Raw genomic sequence first — 17,813 nt, forward strand, 5'->3', positions numbered from 1 at the left:
CCCTTTAGTTATTCACCTATCCATTATTTTGTATTTTAGCCTTCAAAGCTGCAAGTTCATTATCCACACTGCTCGTTTCGTCATATTTAGCAGTTAGCTCCTCGATATCATCTTTTGGACCAGCATTTAATTCAGCCATCGCATTCGCTTCATCTAGCGCACGATTCACCTTATCCTCCATTCGTCCAAATGCAGAAATGGTATTACTTGAGTCCGCAGCAGAAGCCCCAAGCTTATTCATTTTTTCTTGTGTCTTAGCAACTGACCATTTTGCTTTCAGCATACTTCTTCTGGATTCCAATTCACCGATATCACCAACCAACTTGTCATGCATTTGTTTCATTTGCTTTGAGTTTGTTGCTGCTAATTGATACGCTGCTTCCAATTCGGATAATTTTGTTGCCAGGGTTCCCTTCTTCTCTAAAAACTTCCTAGCATCTCCTTCATTTCCTGCTTCTAAAGCCTTTATTGCATAGCGTTCCATTTTTTCCATTTCTTCTTGACACTCATTTAATACTCTTTTCGCCCGCTGTTCCTCTGCCATAACTGATGCTGTCTCAGATTTAACCTTACCTAAATCTTTGTTTAAGTTTCTTAAGTATTGATCGATCATTTTTTCTGGATTTTCTGCCTTATCTAATAATGCATTAATATTACTGGACATAATATCTTTAAATCTTGTAATAATACTCATCTTTTACATACCTCCAATATTTTTCAGTATTCGTCTTTCGTAATCTTTATTAGTAAAATAGATATAGAAAAACTTATTAATACACTATACTGTTTTATTTTATAAAAAGTTTCATTTTTTAGAAGGAGCACGGTACTTATTTTGCAAAACAAAATTACTTCTTCCTTTCCAGGATACCACTCCCTTTGCATGTTTGCTCTGTATATGCTGATACTGTTTTCTTGGAGTCATCTTTCCCAGTTCCAATATTCAAATTTACCTAATTCAGCACCTTGAATGAATGGATAGTTTTTTAATTTTAATAATTCCTTTACAGGACCAGTAACAACTGCACCATATACCTGAAAGCCATTTTCCTTTAAATAATTATATCTTTTCTCTAAATGAGACAAGCCTAAAACTCTATCTATATAGGTATCACTCTCATGGTCTAATAAATTTTTCATATTTGCTAGCATGATTTTTTCATTCTCGCTTATTGTTTCCTTACTAATTTTCATTAAAGAAGAAGAATGGTAATCATCCGTTTTCCGTGCCCAAGATAAACCTAATGTTTCTACAGACACATTCCCCTTACCGCTTTCCATATAATCTACTTTTTTTATTGATTTAAGCTCACCTGCATATAAAGGCATCCACAGGACATCAACATCAACGTTTTCCAATTGCTTAAGAAGCTCTTTAGGTTTTAAAAAAGAAGTAGTCGAAAAGGCTAAATTAGCCACTGTACCTTCATGAATTTTATCCAATGTATCCCACACTTCGGCTGTATCTGATAATTTTATTGTCTTCCCTGTTCGAGGGTCTTCTGGTAAATAGAAAGTAAACCGTTTTGAATCAGATGGATTTAAATAGTTTATTTCATAATTGGAAAAGGAATTAAATAGAGTTTTCTTCATTTTCACTGTTCCTACCGGTTGCTCTTCTTTTCCAATGGTTTGATAGAGTGGAAATTCTATTTTTTGAGTGAGAAAAAGTGTAATCTTCCCGGAAGTAACTTCACTAACTTCCCCATAATTCCCAGCCTGAGTCCAATCTAATGCTAGCTTCATTTGAAATTCGTGCTTTCTTCCCCAATTTGTTTGATCATAAATAATAGACAAAATCATCATATAAATGGCATATATAAATAAAAGGATGAAAATAACCCTAATAATTCTAATAGTTAGTAAAAACCTATATTTCCATAACACCTTTTTTTCCTTATCCTTTGTCCATTCCTGCATTATGTTTTTTCCCCCCTCCAACGTTCACCTAATTCCTTCATCCTTTTCCTTGCGCGAAAAAGAGTGATCTTGACTTGTCCCTCACTTAGATCCATTGCTTCCTGTATATCTTCATAAGAAAACCCTTCATATTCTCTTAAATAAATAATCGTTCGATAGTTCTCAGGCAATAATTGCAATATTTCCTCTAGTTCTTGTATATTTTCTTTATTTACCATTTCTACTTCAGGGATTCCATATGGACTAACCATTTCTTTTCTCTCAAAGAAAGGAACCCACTTCCATCTTTTTCTCCTTCTCCACTCATCAATATAAGTATTCCTTGCTATTTTATAAAGCCACGGTTTAACCTCTTGATGTTTAAATCGGGCTAAAGAAATCTTTGCTCGATAAAAAGTTTCCTGTACCAGCTCTTCTGATAAAGAAGGAGAACCAGACAAATGAAGAAGATAATAATACAATCCCTCCGCATATCGCCGATAAATCTGATCCAGCTCATTAGACCCTCCCCCTTTACCACTCACTTAAACAACGAATATAATGGTCAAAAGTTACACCAAAAATAATAAAAATCGTGCGTACCACACGATTTTTTTTTGGGGTCTGACCCCCATCACTTTAAAGCTTTACAGTAGTGGGGGTCAGACCCCCACTATTTCATGTACCACAAAATGTTTGATAAGGTAGGCAAGCAGGCCCCGGCAAAGATGCATATTCATCCTGTTCTGTTGTATAGGCATAGGGGATTGAGAGAACATTGAGCAACTTCTCCATTACACTGTTATCTTCCCTCTCCACTGCTGCTTCTAGTGCTTCTTCAACTCGATGATTTCGGGGAATAATGGCTGGATTGCTTCTTTGCATTAATTCCTGCGAAGAATCTTTTGATTCCCTTTGTCTGTCTCTTCTTGATTCCCAAACATCTTTCCACTTTATAAATTCTGGTGCCTTAAACAACTTCGATTCATCTTCTATTTGGATCGTTAAAGCACGGAAGGTATTTGTATAATCTGCTTGATACTTTTGCATCAAGTTAAGTAAATCCTCAATTAGTGATTCATCTTCTTTTTCTATATTAAACAATCCTAGCCTTGCTCTCATTCCTTCAAGCCAATAGTCATGATATTGCTTAGAGTAATTTGAAATTGCATCCTGTGCTAGCTTTAGAGCATGTTCTAAATTTTTATCTAATAATGGCAAGAGACTTTCAGCAAATCGTGCTAAATTCCACCCACCTATATACGGCTGATTACCATAAGCATAGCGACCTTGCGTATCAATCGAACTAAACACAGTAGCAGGATCATACGTATCCATAAAAGCGCAAGGGCCATAATCAATCGTCTCTCCACTAATCGTCATATTGTCCGTATTCATGACTCCATGGATAAACCCAACGAGCTGCCACTTGGCAATTAGTTTAGCTTGACGTTTGATTACCTCTTGAAGAAAAAACAAATATTGATTACCATCTGTACTTAATTCCGGATAGTGACGCTCGATAGCATAATCCGCCAATTCCTTCAATTCTTCTACTGTTCCCCACTGAGCAACATATTGAAAGGTTCCTACCCTTAAATGACTGGACGCTACTCTGCTCAATATCGCACCAGGCAAAACTTTCTCACGTATAATGGCTTCTCCAGTTGTCACTACTGCCAAACTACGTGTCGTAGGAATGCCCAAAGCTTGCATCGCCTCACTGATGATATATTCACGTAACATCGGACCAAGTGCTGCTCGACCGTCACCACCGCGAGAATAAGGGGTTGGTCCAGAACCCTTGAGTTGTATATCAAGCAGTTTTCCACGAGGAGATCGTTGCTCACCAAGAAGGACTGCTCGACCGTCACCCAATCTATTGAAATGGCCAAATTGATGTCCTGCATAAGCCTGTGCAAGCGGTAATGCACCCTTGGGTAGTTGATTTCCAGCAAGAATTGCTACACCCTCTTCACTTTTTAGCTCTTCTACACTAAACCCTAATGAGTTTGCCAAATGATGATTTAATATAACTAACCTTGGCGAACGAACAGGAGTGGGGTTTAGAGTAGTAAAAAGGGAATTCGGAAGGCGTGAATAGCTATTTTCCAAATTCCATCCCATCTCTTTACTATTTTCCATTATGTCACCTTTTTTCTATAAAAAATAACGATATTCTAATAAAATCTAACATCTTATTACTAGTATAAACCCTTCTAACAGAAGGGTGCATCCTTTAATTATTGTATACTTTTTACGCAAAATAATGTGTAATCGTTGAAAGCTCTTGACTCATTCGTATAAAAGAATTTTTTCAATACACACTAATCATTAAGTTAAAAGGGAAACTAAAAAAAGGTGTTGACTAATATGAAGGCAATTGTTATTGATCAATATGGCGGTAAAGAAGAATTAAAGGAAAGAGAAATGCCAAAACCTACTCTTGCGGAAGGAGAAGTATTAATTGAGTTGCACGCCACTTCCGTGAATCCTATTGATTGGAAACTTCGAGAAGGCTATCTGAAGGAAATGCTACCATTTGACTTTCCTATCATTTTAGGTTGGGATGCAGCAGGAATCGTTTCTGAAATTGGTTCAAATGTTTCTACAGTCAGCATCGGTGACCGAGTATTTGTTAGACCTGAAACTACTGCTCAAGGTACCTATGCAGAATATATCGTTACTCAGGAAAAACTTCTTGCAAAAATTCCTGATAATATCACTTTTGAAGAAGCTGCAGCAGTCCCACTTGCAGGTTTGACTGCCATCCAATGTCTAGTTAATTTTACACATTTAAATAAAGGTGATAAAGTGCTTATTCATGCGGGTTCTGGTGGCGTTGGAAGTTTAGGCATTCAAATAGCAAAAAGTCTTGGCTACTTCGTTGCAACGACTGGGAGCAAAAAAAACGAAGAGTTTCTGAAATCCATTGGTGCGGATATTGTAATTAAGTATGACCAACAGGATTTTGAACAGGAGCTTAAAGAGTACGATCTCGTTGTAGACACGATGGGAGGAGACATCCAGGATAAAAGTTTTCATGTGTTAAAAAAAGGGGGAACCCTTGTTTCAATCGTTCAGCCTCCAGATGAAATAAAGGCAAAAAAATTGGAGATTAACGCAAAGTACCATTGGTTAATTCCAAATGGTGAACAACTAAAAAAGCTGGCCGATTTAATGGAGAAAGGTAAATTAAAACCAGTGGTAGGCTCCATTTTTGAATTTAGTGAACAAGGAGTACGAGAGGCACATGCACTCAGCGAATCCCATCACGCAAAAGGAAAAATTGTTATAAAAATTAAATAAGTGGGGTCAGACCCCCACTACTTTAAAGCTTTAACGCACTGGGGGTCTGACCCCAACTATTCACCTATAATCGAATTTCCATTCCATCCACCGCTATATGGAATCCTCTGTTCTTTACTTCTTTAAATTCGGCATTTTTTGAATCGATTGCCGGGTTAGAGTGATTAAAATGGGTGAAATATATGTCTGTTTCTTCTACTAGGTTTTGGAGACGGTCCATTGTTTCTGTCATGATTGGGTGAGGTATTTCGTTATAGCTTCTTCCCATTTGCTCAATTTCTTCAATTGAATAGAACGTGCCGTCCAATAGGCAAATATCTGCTTCCTTCGCCATATCATAAATATCACGGTCCCATTCCTCCCATCTATCGATATCCGGGATATATAAGAGTTTACGAGTTGGTCCTTTAATCCAATAACCAAACGTCTCTGAAAACTCGTTACGGTGTGGAACCTCAACAGGAATTATTTCTATACCAGAAGAAAGTTCCATCGCTTCATCCTGGATAATTTCTATCGGGTTAATATTGTTTAGATCCACTAACTGCCTCCATGGGGCATGTGTTTCTACTAGCTGCTTCATTTTCCCACCACAATAAACCGCTACTCCGTTTGCTCCAATAGCCTCCCTCCCTAAGAACATTAATCCGGGATAATGCCCAATATGTGCATGCGTGAGCCAAATACTATTCATCAATTGTTTTTGTAGCCGATATTTCAATTGAATAGCTGTCATTTGCTCTCTTAGGTCAGGAGTAGCATCTATCAAATGCCACTCCTTTGAATGAGGTAGAATAATCGCTAAAGAGGCAGCCAATCTCCGATATGTTCTATCTTCTATTGCTCTCGTACAGTTTTTGCAAAAACAATTTGGATGGGGAATACCCGCATCTTGTGCAGTACCAATAATATTTACGATCACTTCGCACATGTTAATTTCCTCCTAATGATTCGGTTTCTTCCAACGACTTTTCTTGATAATCTTTTTTCGTAATTGTCCATCCCGTAATCCCATAAATGATATTAATAACTGGCACAAGGAATGCAAAGAAAAGATAAGGTATAAATTGCTCAACGCCTACCCCTAACATATTCGCTGCGAAAACAGCAGGCACTCCCCAAGGAACCAAAGTAATCCCTACTGTTCCTGCAGCTTCCACACATCTAGATAAATTTTTAGTATCAATTTTTAAATCTTTATATGTTTCAACAAACGTTCTTGCCGGCAGGATAATCGCTAAAAATTGTGCACCGCTTGCAAATGCCACGATAAATGTGGATACAATGGTTGTAACAATCAGTGAACTAGCAGACTTGATTTTTTTAACGATCGGTCGAATGAGTGTTTGAAAAATACTCGTTCCTTCTAAAAGACCACCTAAAGCGGTAGCAATCGTTAACAATCCAATTGTATTCAACATCGAAGCGATTCCACCACTATTTAACAATGCATCCAATTCCTTTACACCAGATTCAGCATGGAAACCATTCGTCATTGTATTTACAATAGAAGTGAGAGACTGGCCCTGTAGGAAATAGGCGAAGACACCACCTAACAATCCAACAATCATTAATGTAGGTAAAGCAGGTAAACGTTTCATCATAAGAATAATAGTAAGAACAGGTAATAAAAGCAGGAATGGATGAATTAAAAATGACTTCTGAATCCCTGTTAAAATCATATCAATTTTGTCTGTATCAATCGTATGCCGATGAGAACCACCACTAAATATACCGTATAAAATCAATGAAATGATAAAAGCAGGAATCGTATCCCACAGCATATGACGAACATGACTAAATAAATCTGTTTCTGCCATCGCAGGTGCAATATTGGTCGTGTCTGATAAAGGTGATAATTTATCGCCAAAAAATGCACCTGACATAACCGCACCAGCAATGATACCTGGGGGAAACCCCATTCCCTCACCGATCACCATAAATGCTAAACCAATTGTAGCAATAGAAGTAAATGAGCTTCCCAGAGTAACTGCAACGATTCCTGTAACAAGAGCAACTGCTGGAACAAAGATCGATGGATGAATAAATGATAAGCCATAATAAATCATTGTCGGAATCACCCCACTAGAAATCCATGTACCTACAATCAACCCAATCACCAATAAAATAAAAATGGCAGGCAAAGCTTTTGAAACACCATTCACCATCATTTGCTGGAGATCATCCCATTTATATCCACATATCAAGCCAACAAGAACCGTTGTAATGATTCCAATTATTAATGGGATGAACATCCCTGCTTTCCAAATAAAAATAGATGCAGCCCCTGAAGCAATTAAAGTTAAAATAGGTAAAAAAGCTAAACTAATTGAAATGTTTTTCCTCATCTTGAATGTCTCCTTTTTTAATATTCCTATCTATCAATGCACTTTGTTTATTACTAAATATGTTGCTAGTGCAATAGTAAGATTTCTATAAAATTTGGCAAAATGCCTAAATAAAAAAAGCCTCCATCCCTATAAAGGGACGGAAGCTCCGCGATACCACCCTGATTAACAATAATTAACTGTTCACTCATTCGATTAACGACAATGCCGGACAAAATGTCAGCTCCCTAATTGTAATTCACTAAATGCCTGGCTTAGTTCACACCACCCACTAAGTCTCTTATACTCCTAAACAATCAGTTACTTTATTAGTTCAACGCTTTTATGCTTTTATGCTTTTATGTAATGAAGTTTAAAGGTATATTATTACAAGTTTATTAGGTTTGTCAATGATAAGTTTTACGGATCATATCTTTCAATATGTAGATTATTATAACAATTGACCTATTTAGATTTGATAGATACAGATTGGGGAGTGAAATTATAAATCGGCTTATGAAAAAATATTTTTAAAAAATGGTCGACTAAACTAATGATTATAGAACTACTTAGTATGCAGTATTTTAAATACAAATTCAAGAAGTAATTAATACTTATAATCACAATATAATGAGTGAAAATTAAAAGACATGAGTCCGGTTTAGTACCATACTCATGCCCAAGGATCTATGAAATAACATGTCTAACTTTAAAGGATTTCTTTACTTAGCAGACCTATCTTATCCTAGTAATATAGCTAAAGAAAGTTCCCCTAAACCTAGTTAAAATTGGATCCATAACACTTTCACAATTGCGCCAAACATTATAAATGACAATAAATAAGGCTCGAACTGGTAAAAATTAAGAAGAACACAATCCCACCTAGGATTCGAAATGTTACTAATTAAATTTTTGTTTATACCATTGAGCAGCTGCTTCAACTTCATCAATTGTTAACTGATGACCTCTATTTTCCCAATGAAGTTCCACATCAGCATTAGCATTCTGCAATAATGATTGTAATTCTGCAGATTCTAATGGAGAACAAATTGGATCGTTTGTTCCTGCAGCAATAAGTACTGATTTCCCTGATAAATTGGGTAAATCCATTCCCTTTCTTGGTACCCTAGGATGATGAAGAATTGCCCCTTGTAAAGCATTCTGATAATGAAATAATAAACTTCCCGCTATATTAGCACCATTGGAGTAACCAATTGCAATTACATTATTTCTCTTAAACTGATATTTTTCAGCTGAATCATCGAGGAAGTCTTTTAACTCCTTTGTTCGAAAAAGTAGATCTTCCTCATCAAAGACACCTTCAGCTAATCTACGAAAGAATCGAGGCATTCCATTTTCCAGTACATTTCCCCTTACACTTAATACGGATGCTTGATCGTCAACTCTCCCTGCAACTGGTAATAAATCTGATTCATTACCACCTGTACCATGGAGCAACAGTAACGTAGGTCTTGAGGGATCCTTCCCTTTTTGAAAGAAATGCTTCATCCTTTATTCTCCTTTCAAACTATTAAACTCTATATGCGGAAGTAGTTCTACCATTTCATCTCGTTTATCCTCAAGCCATGTAGGCAACATAAGTTTATTCCCTAGTTTGGACAGTGGTTCATCAACAGTAAATCCAGGTAGATCCGTTGCGATTTCAAAAAGAATCCCTCCGCCTTCATGAAAATATAATGCTTTAAAATAGTTACGGTCTAAAATCTCAGTTGGAAAATATCCTTCTTGTTCAAGCAATTCTCTCCACTTCTGATGTTGTTCCTCATCCTTAGCTCTCCAGGCGATATGGTGTACAGTTCCCGCACCCATCAGCCCTCTTACAGATGCTGATAACTTAATGTCAATGATATTTCCAATCTTTCCGTCAGCCCTAAACCTCAGAAATTCACCTTCTTGACCAAGGCAGGTAAATCCTAATACATTTTCTAGAACTTCTGCGGTCTTATGAGGGAATTTTGATAATAGAGTCGCTCCGGCAAATCCTTTAATTGCATATTCAGCAGGGATGTCTGATAATTTCCAGCTGTTTCTTTCTCCCTCTGCTCGCTCCACTAACTCTATTTGTAGTCCATCAGGATCATTTAATTCCAAATAGGTTTCACCAAATCGAGAAGAAGATTGATATGATACTTGATATTTTTGCAAACGACTTTCCCAGAAGGAGATAGAACCTTTTGGGATCATATATGCTGTAACACCGACCTGTCCTGTTCCTATACGTCCTTTCAATTGTTTAGCCCATGGAAAGAAGGTAATAACTGTACCAGGATCTCCTGTTACATTTCCAAAGTAAAGATGATAAACTTCTGGACGATCAAAATTGACTGTTTTTTTTATCAGCCTTAATCCTAGTACACCTGTATAAAAATCAATAGTTCTTTGAGCATCATTCACCATTGCTGAGATATGATGGATCCCATTTGTTTTTAACATTTGGTACACCTCCCTTTACTTTGGTCTTTCAATAGAAAAAACCTCTCCGATTTTAGAATAGTTTGTACCAGCCAATCTACTCACCGCTGCTAAACCGGCTTGATTGATTCTTCCATCTTCATAAATTTCCTCATCTATATGAAAATGAACTATTTTCCCAATAATAAGGTCACAGCCTATTAAGCCGTTCTCTCCTATCTCTAAGGAGTGTTCCAAAGTACACTCCATCCGAACCTTAGATTCATTCACCCCTGGCACCTTTAGCTTTTCACTATCAACTAGTGTTAACTCAGCTAATTTAATTTCACTTTGATTTGGTGGAAGACTAGCAGCCGTGAGATTTACCTTTTCAACATTTTGTTCATCCACAATATGAACAACAAACTCTTTGGAGTGGATAATATTACGGGCTGTATCCTTTTGTTTTCCTCCAGAACGCTGTATAGAAAGAGAAATCATCGGTGGGTTCGATGAGACAATATTGAAATAGCTGAAAGGTGCACCATTTAAGGTCCCGTTGTCTGAAAGCGACGTTACAAACGCGATTGGTCTTGGAATGATGCTTCCAATTAAAAGTTTGTAGTTTTCTCTTTCTGTATTTAAGGATGGGTCAATTGACAGCATTGGAAAATCATTCCTTTCGTAGAACTAATCTATTTTTCTTACTTGTATCGGAATTAATACATCATTTAGACGACTTCGGTACATTTCATATTGGGTGGCAACATTAATTTCTCACCCATTGTTTCGTATGATTCATCATGAGCGAAACCTGGAGGATCTGTAGCAATTTCGATTAATATTTTTTTAAAAATAAGATACAAATTCACTAACAGGTTTTCGATAGCCCCTTGGTTTTCTGCTTTCTACTTTCTCTTTTCCTATTGTGATCATCATAACTACTTCGTGTTCATCATCAATATTTAACAATTCTTTTACTGCTTTTTGATCAAATCCAATCATCGGGCAAGTATCCCAACCTTTTTCCTTAGCAGCTAGCATAAAGAGCATAGCTGACAAAGATGCATTTCTTATCGCATCCTCTTTTTGAAATTCTTGTCCCCTTAATTCATAAAAGGATATGGTGTCTGAAACTAAATGATCATATTCTTGCTTATTGATAATCCCTAACATTTTCAAACCTTCATAGATTTTCGGAGCTTCATAAAACGAATTCCTATCACCTAATACTAAAATAACCGCAGATGAACTTTTAACTTTATATTGTCCATTAGCTGCTTTTCTCATTTTTTCTTTTATCTCAGAATCAATGACAACAAAATACTTAGTATGTTGTAGATTAAACGCAGATGGTGCCAGTTTTACAAGTTCAAAAATTTCATTAAGTTCCTCTTTAGTGATAGGAATATTGTCAAGAAAGTTACCTGCAGATCTTCTTTTATTCACCAAATCGATAAATTGAGCCATTTAATCACCCCTCTTTTTATTTCGGAATATAAAAATCTTGAATTCGAGATATAATGCAAAAAATATATTAATAAATTCATTGTAAATTAAGTTACTAAAAGTTATTAGCTATTTCTTAGTAAGAATTATATAGAACTAATCTCTAAAAGTAAAGATTTATTTTTTATGTTATTTTTTCCTAATTACTCAATAAAAAAAGCTGACCGAAACGATTCGATCAGCTTTTTTATTACCTTTTTCAAGCATTCGTTACGGTAACCGTTCATTTCGCTTGATGTTTAAACTGCTCCTTGAACATCCATTTAAAATTTAATACAGAGGTCATTCTTTTAATAATTACTATCGATAATTTAATTCTCAGATCCCATAACTCATTATTTATTAGTATCTACTCTCTATCTAGCAGTGCTGCGCCGGCAATTCCAGGATGTGTCATTTCATAAGGATCTAGAATTAGGTCGAGCTCTTCCTCGGTTAAAACATCATATTTCAGACAAAGTTCCCTGATTGGAGCCCCACTTAAAATTGCCTCTCTGGCAATTCGAGCAGCCACTTCATAACCAATATGAGGGTTAACCGCTGTAATCACACCCACACTCTTTTCTACATATTCTTTTAACCGATCTTCATTTGCTTTAATATCTTTTAAGCAATTATCTGTGAAGACGCGGAAGGCATTATTCATAATACTTATTGATTGAAGCAGATTAAATACAAGTACTGGCTCCATGACATTTAATTCAAGCTGACCTGCTTCTGATGCAAGACAAATTGTATGGTCATTACCAATTACTTGGAATGCTACTTGATTGATTAACTCTGCCATAACTGGATTTACTTTACCAGGCATAATTGATGAACCTGGCTGACGTGCTGGTAGCGTAATTTCTCCTAATCCAGCTCTAGGGCCAGATGCCATTAAACGTAAATCATTTGCGATTTTTGACATATTCATCATACATACTTTTAATGCTGCAGATACTTCTGTGTAAGCATCAGTATTCTGTGTTGCATCTACAAGATGCTCTGCACCCACTAGTGGTAAACCACTAATATCTGAGAGATGCTTGACTACTAATTCAATATAACGTGGATCTGCATTTAATCCGGTTCCAACTGCTGTCGCTCCCATATTTAATTCATATAAATGTTGGCGGGATTGTTTAATCCGCTTAATATCACGATCAATGACGCGTCCATATGCCTCAAACTCCTGACCAAGACGAATCGGTACAGCATCTTGAAGATGGGTACGCCCCATTTTGATTACATGATTAAATTCTTTTGCTTTTTGTTGGAATACGCTATGCATATCTTCCATTGTTTTCAGTAATTTTTCGAGTAGATTTAATACGGCTATATGAATAGCTGTCGGAAATGCATCATTGGTTGATTGAGACATATTCACATGAGTATTTGGACTGCAATGGAAGTAATCCCCTTTTTCTTTCCCAAGAATTTCGATGGCACGATTGGCAATGACTTCATTAACATTCATGTTTATCGATGTCCCTGCTCCACCTTGAATAGGATCTACGATAATTTGATCATGCCATTTCCCTTCCATTAATTCTTCCGCCGCTTGGACAATCGCATCTCCAATTCCTGAATATAAACGTTTCACGTCCATATTTGCTTGTGCCGCTGCCTTTTTCACGATTGCCATAGCTTTAATTAATTCTTCATGTATTCTATACCCAGTAATTGGGAAATTTTCAACTGCACGTAAAGTTTGAACCCCATAGTAAGCATCAACAGGTACTTCCTTTGATCCTAAAAAATCCTTCTCAATTCGAATATGCTCTTTTATCGTTGACATATTAATCTCTCTCCTCTATTAAATAGAAAAAACTAAAAAAATAGTATACTCATTAATCATCCTATTAAAAGGAATCGTTCAATCACTTTCTAGCGGGATACAGGACTCCTGACCTGCTTCCAATTTATCAGTTTGTCCAAAACATCTACAGCAATTTAAAACAATGATTCCGTTTTCATATCCCAAGACTATATTACACCTGTTTCATATATGCTTCAAGGCTTTGAGACCCATTGTTTTAAGAAGTGGATCACCTCTCAAAAAATCTCCGTTTTTTCCATTTCAAACATCAGTTAAACTACAGTAGAATCCCTATTTACCCAGCAATTTCAGCAGAACTAAATTCCCCATTAATATTTCCAGTCACTATAATTGAATGCCCCCAAAACATATCTCCATCATCAAAAAATAGGTCAAAATCACCATCTGGATAAACACTAATGCTACTTAATTTCATAAGCCCAACAAATATTTCCTTTGTAATCTTATTCATTTCTGCCTCTTCATTATCCTCGAGCCATTCATTTGCCAATTCAACCAGTTCTTCAGCAGCATAACCTCTAATTTTCCTATTCCACGCATCCTGCTCCTTAAAAAGCTCATAGGCAGTTTTCAATGCAGAATGCATAACCGTTCTATCTTCATTCCAATCAAAATATAAATATCCCTCTTCACCAGCCCAGGAAATATCCTTTTCAAAGACCTTTATACCCTTATTAAGCTCAAAAATACCTAATACATCATCTTTATAAAAAACGGGCTTTAGCGATTCCTGTAAGACGATTTCTAATTCATCATCGCGATAATCCTTTTCGATTACACTAACAAGCATCATCGACTTTTCAGCCTTACGTACATGTAGTCTTGCGATTGAATTCATATCCAATAGGTCTCTTGTATTTTCCCATTCATCATCATCTACCAACCATTCAAGTCGAAGCTCTTCTTTTATAGGAGGTTCATTGTTCCCCAAGGCTTTCCAGGCAATTAATGGAATTGAGGCATTCCACATTTGATTTCCTCCGGCTCTTCCCGCACTAATTCCCGAAGCTCCTGTAACAGCTATTACTTCCATCACCTGTTCCTTAAATCGACTTTCAAAATGACTTTTTTCTCTTGTTTTACTCATACTAGTCACCATTCCTTTATTAATCAGAAATTGCTCTTATTACGTTCCAACTTGTGAATCATTAAATCTATTATACTTGTAATTTTTGTAAAGGCATCAATCCTCTTAACATATTCATACTTTTATGTTATTAGAAAGGTGATTTTTCCGCTTCTCTTTACATGTTTTTTGAAGTGAGAAAATTTCTGTCAAAATTGAAAAACAAATTAGTATATTCAAGGAACAAGGTAGAGTATAATACCATTAGTTATCAAGGTTAAACTAACTTACATAACTTCATTGTTACATATGAAAAATTACTGGGATATTTTTTTCCCTTACTATTTAGGAGGTAATAAAATGGTGCTGCCAAATTTCGAAGAAAACTTACAAAAATATGCAAAGCTTTTAGTTGCAAAAGGGATCAATGTTCAGCCAGGTGACTGGGTGAAAATGACGATCACAGTTGATCAAGCTCCTTTAGCACGTCTTATCACAAAAGAGGCTTATAATTTAGGGGCTGAAAAGGTGATTATTAAATGGTCTGATGATGAAATCAGCAAGCTGAATTACATACATCAACCTGTAGAAGTATTAACCAACATTCCTGAATATGAAATCCAAGAATCAGAAGATCATGTGTTAAATCATCGCGTTAGTCGACTTTCGATTGTATCCAGTGATCCAGGATTACTTAATGAAGTGGATCCTTCTAAAGTTGCAGCTTATCAAAATGTAGCCGGTAAAGCATTCAAGGCACAGCGAATAGCAACGCAGAATGATGATTTGAAATGGACGGTTGCTGCTGCTGCTGGAGCTGGCTGGGCAAAGCAAGTGTTTCCTGATTTATCAACATCTGAAGAACAAGTGGATGCCTTATGGGATCAAATTTTCAAAACATGCCGTGTTTATGAAGAAGATCCTATCGCCGCATGGGATGAGCATAAAAAGATTTTAAATGAGAAAGCAGCTATATTAAATGAAATTCAATTTGATGCCCTTCACTACACAGCACCAGGGACTGATTTAACATTAGGCTTACCGAAGAACCATATTTGGGCATGTGCTGAAAGCTATAACCCAAAAGGGGAAGAATTTATTGCTAACATGCCTACAGAGGAGGTTTTCACTGCTCCTGATACACATCGTATGGAAGGGGTTGTTCGCAGCACAAAGCCACTTAGTTATGCAGGTACGCTCATTGAGGGCATCGAAGTTCATTTTAAAGATGGAAAAATCGTAGATATTTCCGCTGAAAAAGGAAATGAAGCAATCAAAAAGCTAGTATTCGACAATGACGGTGGAACAGGCTTAGGTGAAGTTGCCTTAGTACCAGACCCATCACCAATTTCTCAATCCAATATTACTTTCTTTAATACACTATTTGATGAAAATGCATCCAATCATTTGGCCATTGGGGCAGCATATCCAACGACCATTCAAGGTGGAACAAAAATGAGCGAAGAAGAATTATTGAAGAATGGGATGAACACTTCAAACGTTCATGTTGACTTCATGATCGGTTCTAACCAAATGGATATCGATGGAATCAAAAAAGACGGCACGATTGTACCTATCTTCCGGAATGGAGACTGGGCAATCTAGTCTAAATAATTTTTTATAACTTAAGGCTGTTTTCGTATAGTTTGTACTTTTATAAAAGCCCAACTACCGGCTTTTACTCCCAATAAAGAATTCTAGCGGTTCTTATGGAGATTGCAGCTCTTTTCTCAGTAAAATGAAACGTGTAGCGATCCTCAGTTGATATTTATTAGTGATAACTTTACTTAAATAGCAATAATGCTTGAGAAAAGAGCCTAACTTAAAAAGAGGAAAATGAACAATTTCGTCCATTTTCCTCTTTTTTACTTTTAATTGAATCCCTACTCGTTATTTTTAAGCTATATTGCTCTTCATTCATAACAATTCCTTGAAAAACCAATAAACAGCAATCATGTGAATCATCAACCCACTTTCATATTCATCACAAATGATTAATTAAGTCTAAATAGTATTCTTTCATCTTAAGGAAGACGGCTCAATTATTTTTATAGTTTTTCCGAAACTGGCTAGGTAGGAAATCATGAAATTCATTTCACTAGGCTCATATGTCCCCATTAGATACTTCTTTTCATTTTCATCTATCACCTTCATAGAAGGAAATGGTTGTTGCTTATATTTTTCTACTCCAGTTTCAGTAAGTAAACATTTAAATGAAATGGCTTGATCTGTTGGTTTCCATAAGGAATGTGTATTATGAATGGTTACTTCATTTAGATCAAGACGATGATCATGTTCTACTTCCTCTAATTCAGTTATGCGGTCGCAACGAAAAACACGATAAGCAGATTTATCCAAATCAAATGCTTGACAATACCAATACCCTTTCATTGCGTATATGGAGAGTGGTTGAATACTCCTCACGGTCGTTTGTTTCGGTGTCTTGTACTTTATTTTAATTCCTTTATTTTGAACTGCGTTAAACAGAAGTTCTTCTAGATACACACATTCATGTATTTGTTCTGTGTGGTAAAAAGCTACTCTCCTTTTTAAATTTTCAATTTGCTCATGTTGTTTTAATGAAACGGCTTCTAAAAACTTCCTATTAATCGAAGCAAGTGATATATGGAATGGAGTACTTGCAAAACTGTTTAATGCTTGCATAGCAAAATAAAGCGCAAAGACCTCTTGGCTTGTAAACGATATTGGAGGCAATGCCATTGGTTTCAGTAACCGGTACCCACCATACCTACCGTAGTCTACAAATAATGGGACACCCATCTCCTCTAGTGATGCAATATCACGAAGTGCTGTCCGTTTTGATATTTTAAATTCATCTATTAAATCCTTTAATGTGAACATTTGCTTTTTATTAATAAAGCGAAGCATCTGATTTAAACGTTCACTTTTTTTCATAGGACTCTCCTTATAGGTGCCATTTATTGTCACCTTTTAGATTTATACTTAAAGTGTAAAAGAATATATCGAAGGAGGCAATACAATGAATATTGAAGTTATTCCATTTTTATCATTTAAGGGGCAGGGGGCTGAGGCAATTTCATTTTATGAACAGTATCTAGGAGCTAAAGTATTATTTAAAAAAACTTATAAAGAAATGAAAGAAATGGATCCGAAGTTCACCTATGACAACGGCCAGGACGACTATATTACGCATTCTGTCTTACAAATTGGTAGAAATAAAATCATGATTGCAGAAGAAGAAATGGACTCAACACGTCCTTGGCAATTAGGTAATAGTTCATCATTATGTATCCAATCTAAGGATTACTCAGAAATTGAAACCATCTTTCATAGCCTTATTAGACATCATCAAGTCCATACTCTCATCCCTTTTAATAAAAATTCATTTAGCCCCGGTTACGGAGTGGTGAAAGATCCATTTGGAATAATTATTCAATTAACTGTAACAACGCATGAATTCTAAATTAATTGTAGATGGTAGGCTCAC

General features: G+C 36.2%; 15 protein-coding genes, 2 pseudogenes and 1 other annotated feature. Of the genes and pseudogenes, 3 read left to right on the top strand and 14 right to left on the bottom strand.

Annotated features, from left to right (window positions below; genetic code table 11):
• Positions 1–16: 16 nt before the first annotated feature.
• From NST63_RS23595 to NST63_RS23610, 4 genes are all read right to left on the bottom strand, one after another.
• Positions 17–694 (bottom strand): PspA/IM30 family protein, encoded by a 678-nt coding sequence (locus NST63_RS23595; protein WP_058004555.1) that lies wholly within the window; start codon positions 692–694, stop codon positions 17–19.
• A gap of 227 nt (positions 695–921) precedes the next feature.
• On the bottom strand, positions 922–1,920 hold the full coding sequence (locus tag NST63_RS23600) for an anti-sigma factor (RefSeq protein WP_341043859.1): 999 nt from the start codon (positions 1,918–1,920) through the stop codon (positions 922–924).
• Positions 1,920–2,444, bottom strand: a complete 525-nt coding sequence (locus tag NST63_RS23605; RefSeq protein WP_341043860.1) for a sigma-70 family RNA polymerase sigma factor — start codon at positions 2,442–2,444, stop codon at positions 1,920–1,922. The genes NST63_RS23600 and NST63_RS23605 overlap by 1 nt, the downstream gene beginning before the upstream one ends.
• Positions 2,445–2,577: 133 nt before the next feature.
• On the bottom strand, positions 2,578–4,044 hold the full coding sequence (locus NST63_RS23610; protein WP_341043861.1) for a protein adenylyltransferase SelO: 1,467 nt from the start codon (positions 4,042–4,044) through the stop codon (positions 2,578–2,580).
• Between the two features lie 228 nt (positions 4,045–4,272).
• Here NST63_RS23610 and NST63_RS23615 point away from each other — a divergent pair, with 228 nt between their 5' ends.
• A complete protein-coding gene (locus NST63_RS23615; protein WP_341043862.1) occupies positions 4,273–5,208 on the top strand; it encodes an NADP-dependent oxidoreductase in 936 nt (311 codons plus the stop codon).
• A gap of 64 nt (positions 5,209–5,272) precedes the next feature.
• Here the strand turns inward: NST63_RS23615 and NST63_RS23620 are convergent, their stop codons facing one another.
• The 9 genes and pseudogenes from NST63_RS23620 to NST63_RS23660 all read right to left on the bottom strand — a co-directional run bounded on the left by NST63_RS23620 (position 5,273) and on the right by NST63_RS23660 (position 14,365).
• Positions 5,273–6,139: an MBL fold metallo-hydrolase gene (locus NST63_RS23620; RefSeq protein ID WP_341043863.1), complete on the bottom strand. Its 867-nt coding sequence runs from the start codon at positions 6,137–6,139 to the stop codon at positions 5,273–5,275.
• 1 nt (position 6,140) lies between these two features.
• Positions 6,141–7,556: a Na+/H+ antiporter NhaC gene (gene nhaC, locus NST63_RS23625; protein WP_341043864.1), complete on the bottom strand. Its 1,416-nt coding sequence runs from the start codon at positions 7,554–7,556 to the stop codon at positions 6,141–6,143.
• Positions 7,557–7,688: 132 nt separating this feature from the next.
• Positions 7,689–7,882: a binding site (T-box leader), on the bottom strand.
• A gap of 553 nt (positions 7,883–8,435) precedes the next feature.
• Positions 8,436–9,044 carry an alpha/beta hydrolase gene (locus NST63_RS23630; protein WP_341043865.1) on the bottom strand — a complete coding sequence of 203 codons (609 nt, stop codon included), beginning with the start codon at positions 9,042–9,044 and terminating at the stop codon, positions 8,436–8,438.
• A 3-nt stretch (positions 9,045–9,047) separates the two neighbouring features.
• Positions 9,048–9,989 (bottom strand): ring-cleaving dioxygenase, encoded by a 942-nt coding sequence (locus NST63_RS23635; RefSeq protein ID WP_212946219.1) that lies wholly within the window; start codon positions 9,987–9,989, stop codon positions 9,048–9,050.
• 15 nt (positions 9,990–10,004) lie between these two features.
• Positions 10,005–10,613 (bottom strand): flavin reductase family protein, encoded by a 609-nt coding sequence (locus NST63_RS23640; protein ID WP_341043866.1) that lies wholly within the window; start codon positions 10,611–10,613, stop codon positions 10,005–10,007.
• A gap of 24 nt (positions 10,614–10,637) precedes the next feature.
• A pseudogene (locus NST63_RS23645) lies at positions 10,638–10,795 on the bottom strand (ring-cleaving dioxygenase); the annotation flags it as partial.
• Between the two features lies 1 nt (position 10,796).
• Positions 10,797–11,417 carry a nitroreductase family protein gene (locus NST63_RS23650; RefSeq protein ID WP_212946217.1) on the bottom strand — a complete coding sequence of 207 codons (621 nt, stop codon included), beginning with the start codon at positions 11,415–11,417 and terminating at the stop codon, positions 10,797–10,799.
• A 388-nt stretch (positions 11,418–11,805) separates the two neighbouring features.
• Positions 11,806–13,236, bottom strand: a complete 1,431-nt coding sequence (gene aspA / locus NST63_RS23655; RefSeq protein ID WP_058004544.1) for an aspartate ammonia-lyase — start codon at positions 13,234–13,236, stop codon at positions 11,806–11,808.
• 316 nt (positions 13,237–13,552) lie between these two features.
• Positions 13,553–14,365: a DUF2262 domain-containing protein gene (locus NST63_RS23660; protein ID WP_341043867.1), complete on the bottom strand. Its 813-nt coding sequence runs from the start codon at positions 14,363–14,365 to the stop codon at positions 13,553–13,555.
• Positions 14,366–14,704: 339 nt separating this feature from the next.
• Here NST63_RS23660 and NST63_RS23665 point away from each other — a divergent pair, with 339 nt between their 5' ends.
• Entirely contained in the window at positions 14,705–15,949 is a 1,245-nt protein-coding gene (locus tag NST63_RS23665; protein WP_212946215.1) for an aminopeptidase, read from the top strand.
• A 379-nt stretch (positions 15,950–16,328) separates the two neighbouring features.
• Here the strand turns inward: NST63_RS23665 and NST63_RS23670 are convergent.
• Positions 16,329–17,260 (bottom strand): annotated as a pseudogene (locus NST63_RS23670) (helix-turn-helix transcriptional regulator).
• Positions 17,261–17,345: 85 nt separating this feature from the next.
• Between NST63_RS23670 and NST63_RS23675 the strand changes: the two are divergent.
• On the top strand, positions 17,346–17,789 hold the full coding sequence (locus NST63_RS23675; protein ID WP_341043868.1) for a VOC family protein: 444 nt from the start codon (positions 17,346–17,348) through the stop codon (positions 17,787–17,789).
• The last annotated feature ends 24 nt before the right edge of the window (positions 17,790–17,813 follow it).

Source organism: Heyndrickxia sp. FSL W8-0496 (assembly GCF_038007825.1).
In the GTDB taxonomy this organism is placed as follows: domain Bacteria; phylum Bacillota; class Bacilli; order Bacillales; family Bacillaceae_C; genus Heyndrickxia; species Heyndrickxia oleronia.

Coding starts and splice junctions, on each gene's coding strand:
- NST63_RS23595 (WP_058004555.1), bottom strand. CDS start 694: ATGAGTATTATTACAAGATTTAAAGATATTATGTCCAGTAATATTAAT.
- NST63_RS23600 (WP_341043859.1), bottom strand. CDS start 1,920: ATGCAGGAATGGACAAAGGATAAGGAAAAAAAGGTGTTATGGAAATAT.
- NST63_RS23610 (WP_341043861.1), bottom strand. CDS start 4,044: ATGGAAAATAGTAAAGAGATGGGATGGAATTTGGAAAATAGCTATTCA.
- NST63_RS23615 (WP_341043862.1), top strand. CDS start 4,273: ATGAAGGCAATTGTTATTGATCAATATGGCGGTAAAGAAGAATTAAAG.
- NST63_RS23620 (WP_341043863.1), bottom strand. CDS start 6,139: ATGTGCGAAGTGATCGTAAATATTATTGGTACTGCACAAGATGCGGGT.
- nhaC (WP_341043864.1), bottom strand. CDS start 7,556: ATGAGGAAAAACATTTCAATTAGTTTAGCTTTTTTACCTATTTTAACT.
- NST63_RS23630 (WP_341043865.1), bottom strand. CDS start 9,044: ATGAAGCATTTCTTTCAAAAAGGGAAGGATCCCTCAAGACCTACGTTA.
- NST63_RS23635 (WP_212946219.1), bottom strand. CDS start 9,989: ATGTTAAAAACAAATGGGATCCATCATATCTCAGCAATGGTGAATGAT.
- NST63_RS23640 (WP_341043866.1), bottom strand. CDS start 10,613: ATGCTGTCAATTGACCCATCCTTAAATACAGAAAGAGAAAACTACAAA.
- NST63_RS23650 (WP_212946217.1), bottom strand. CDS start 11,417: ATGGCTCAATTTATCGATTTGGTGAATAAAAGAAGATCTGCAGGTAAC.
- aspA (WP_058004544.1), bottom strand. CDS start 13,236: ATGTCAACGATAAAAGAGCATATTCGAATTGAGAAGGATTTTTTAGGA.
- NST63_RS23660 (WP_341043867.1), bottom strand. CDS start 14,365: ATGAGTAAAACAAGAGAAAAAAGTCATTTTGAAAGTCGATTTAAGGAA.
- NST63_RS23665 (WP_212946215.1), top strand. CDS start 14,705: ATGGTGCTGCCAAATTTCGAAGAAAACTTACAAAAATATGCAAAGCTT.
- NST63_RS23675 (WP_341043868.1), top strand. CDS start 17,346: ATGAATATTGAAGTTATTCCATTTTTATCATTTAAGGGGCAGGGGGCT.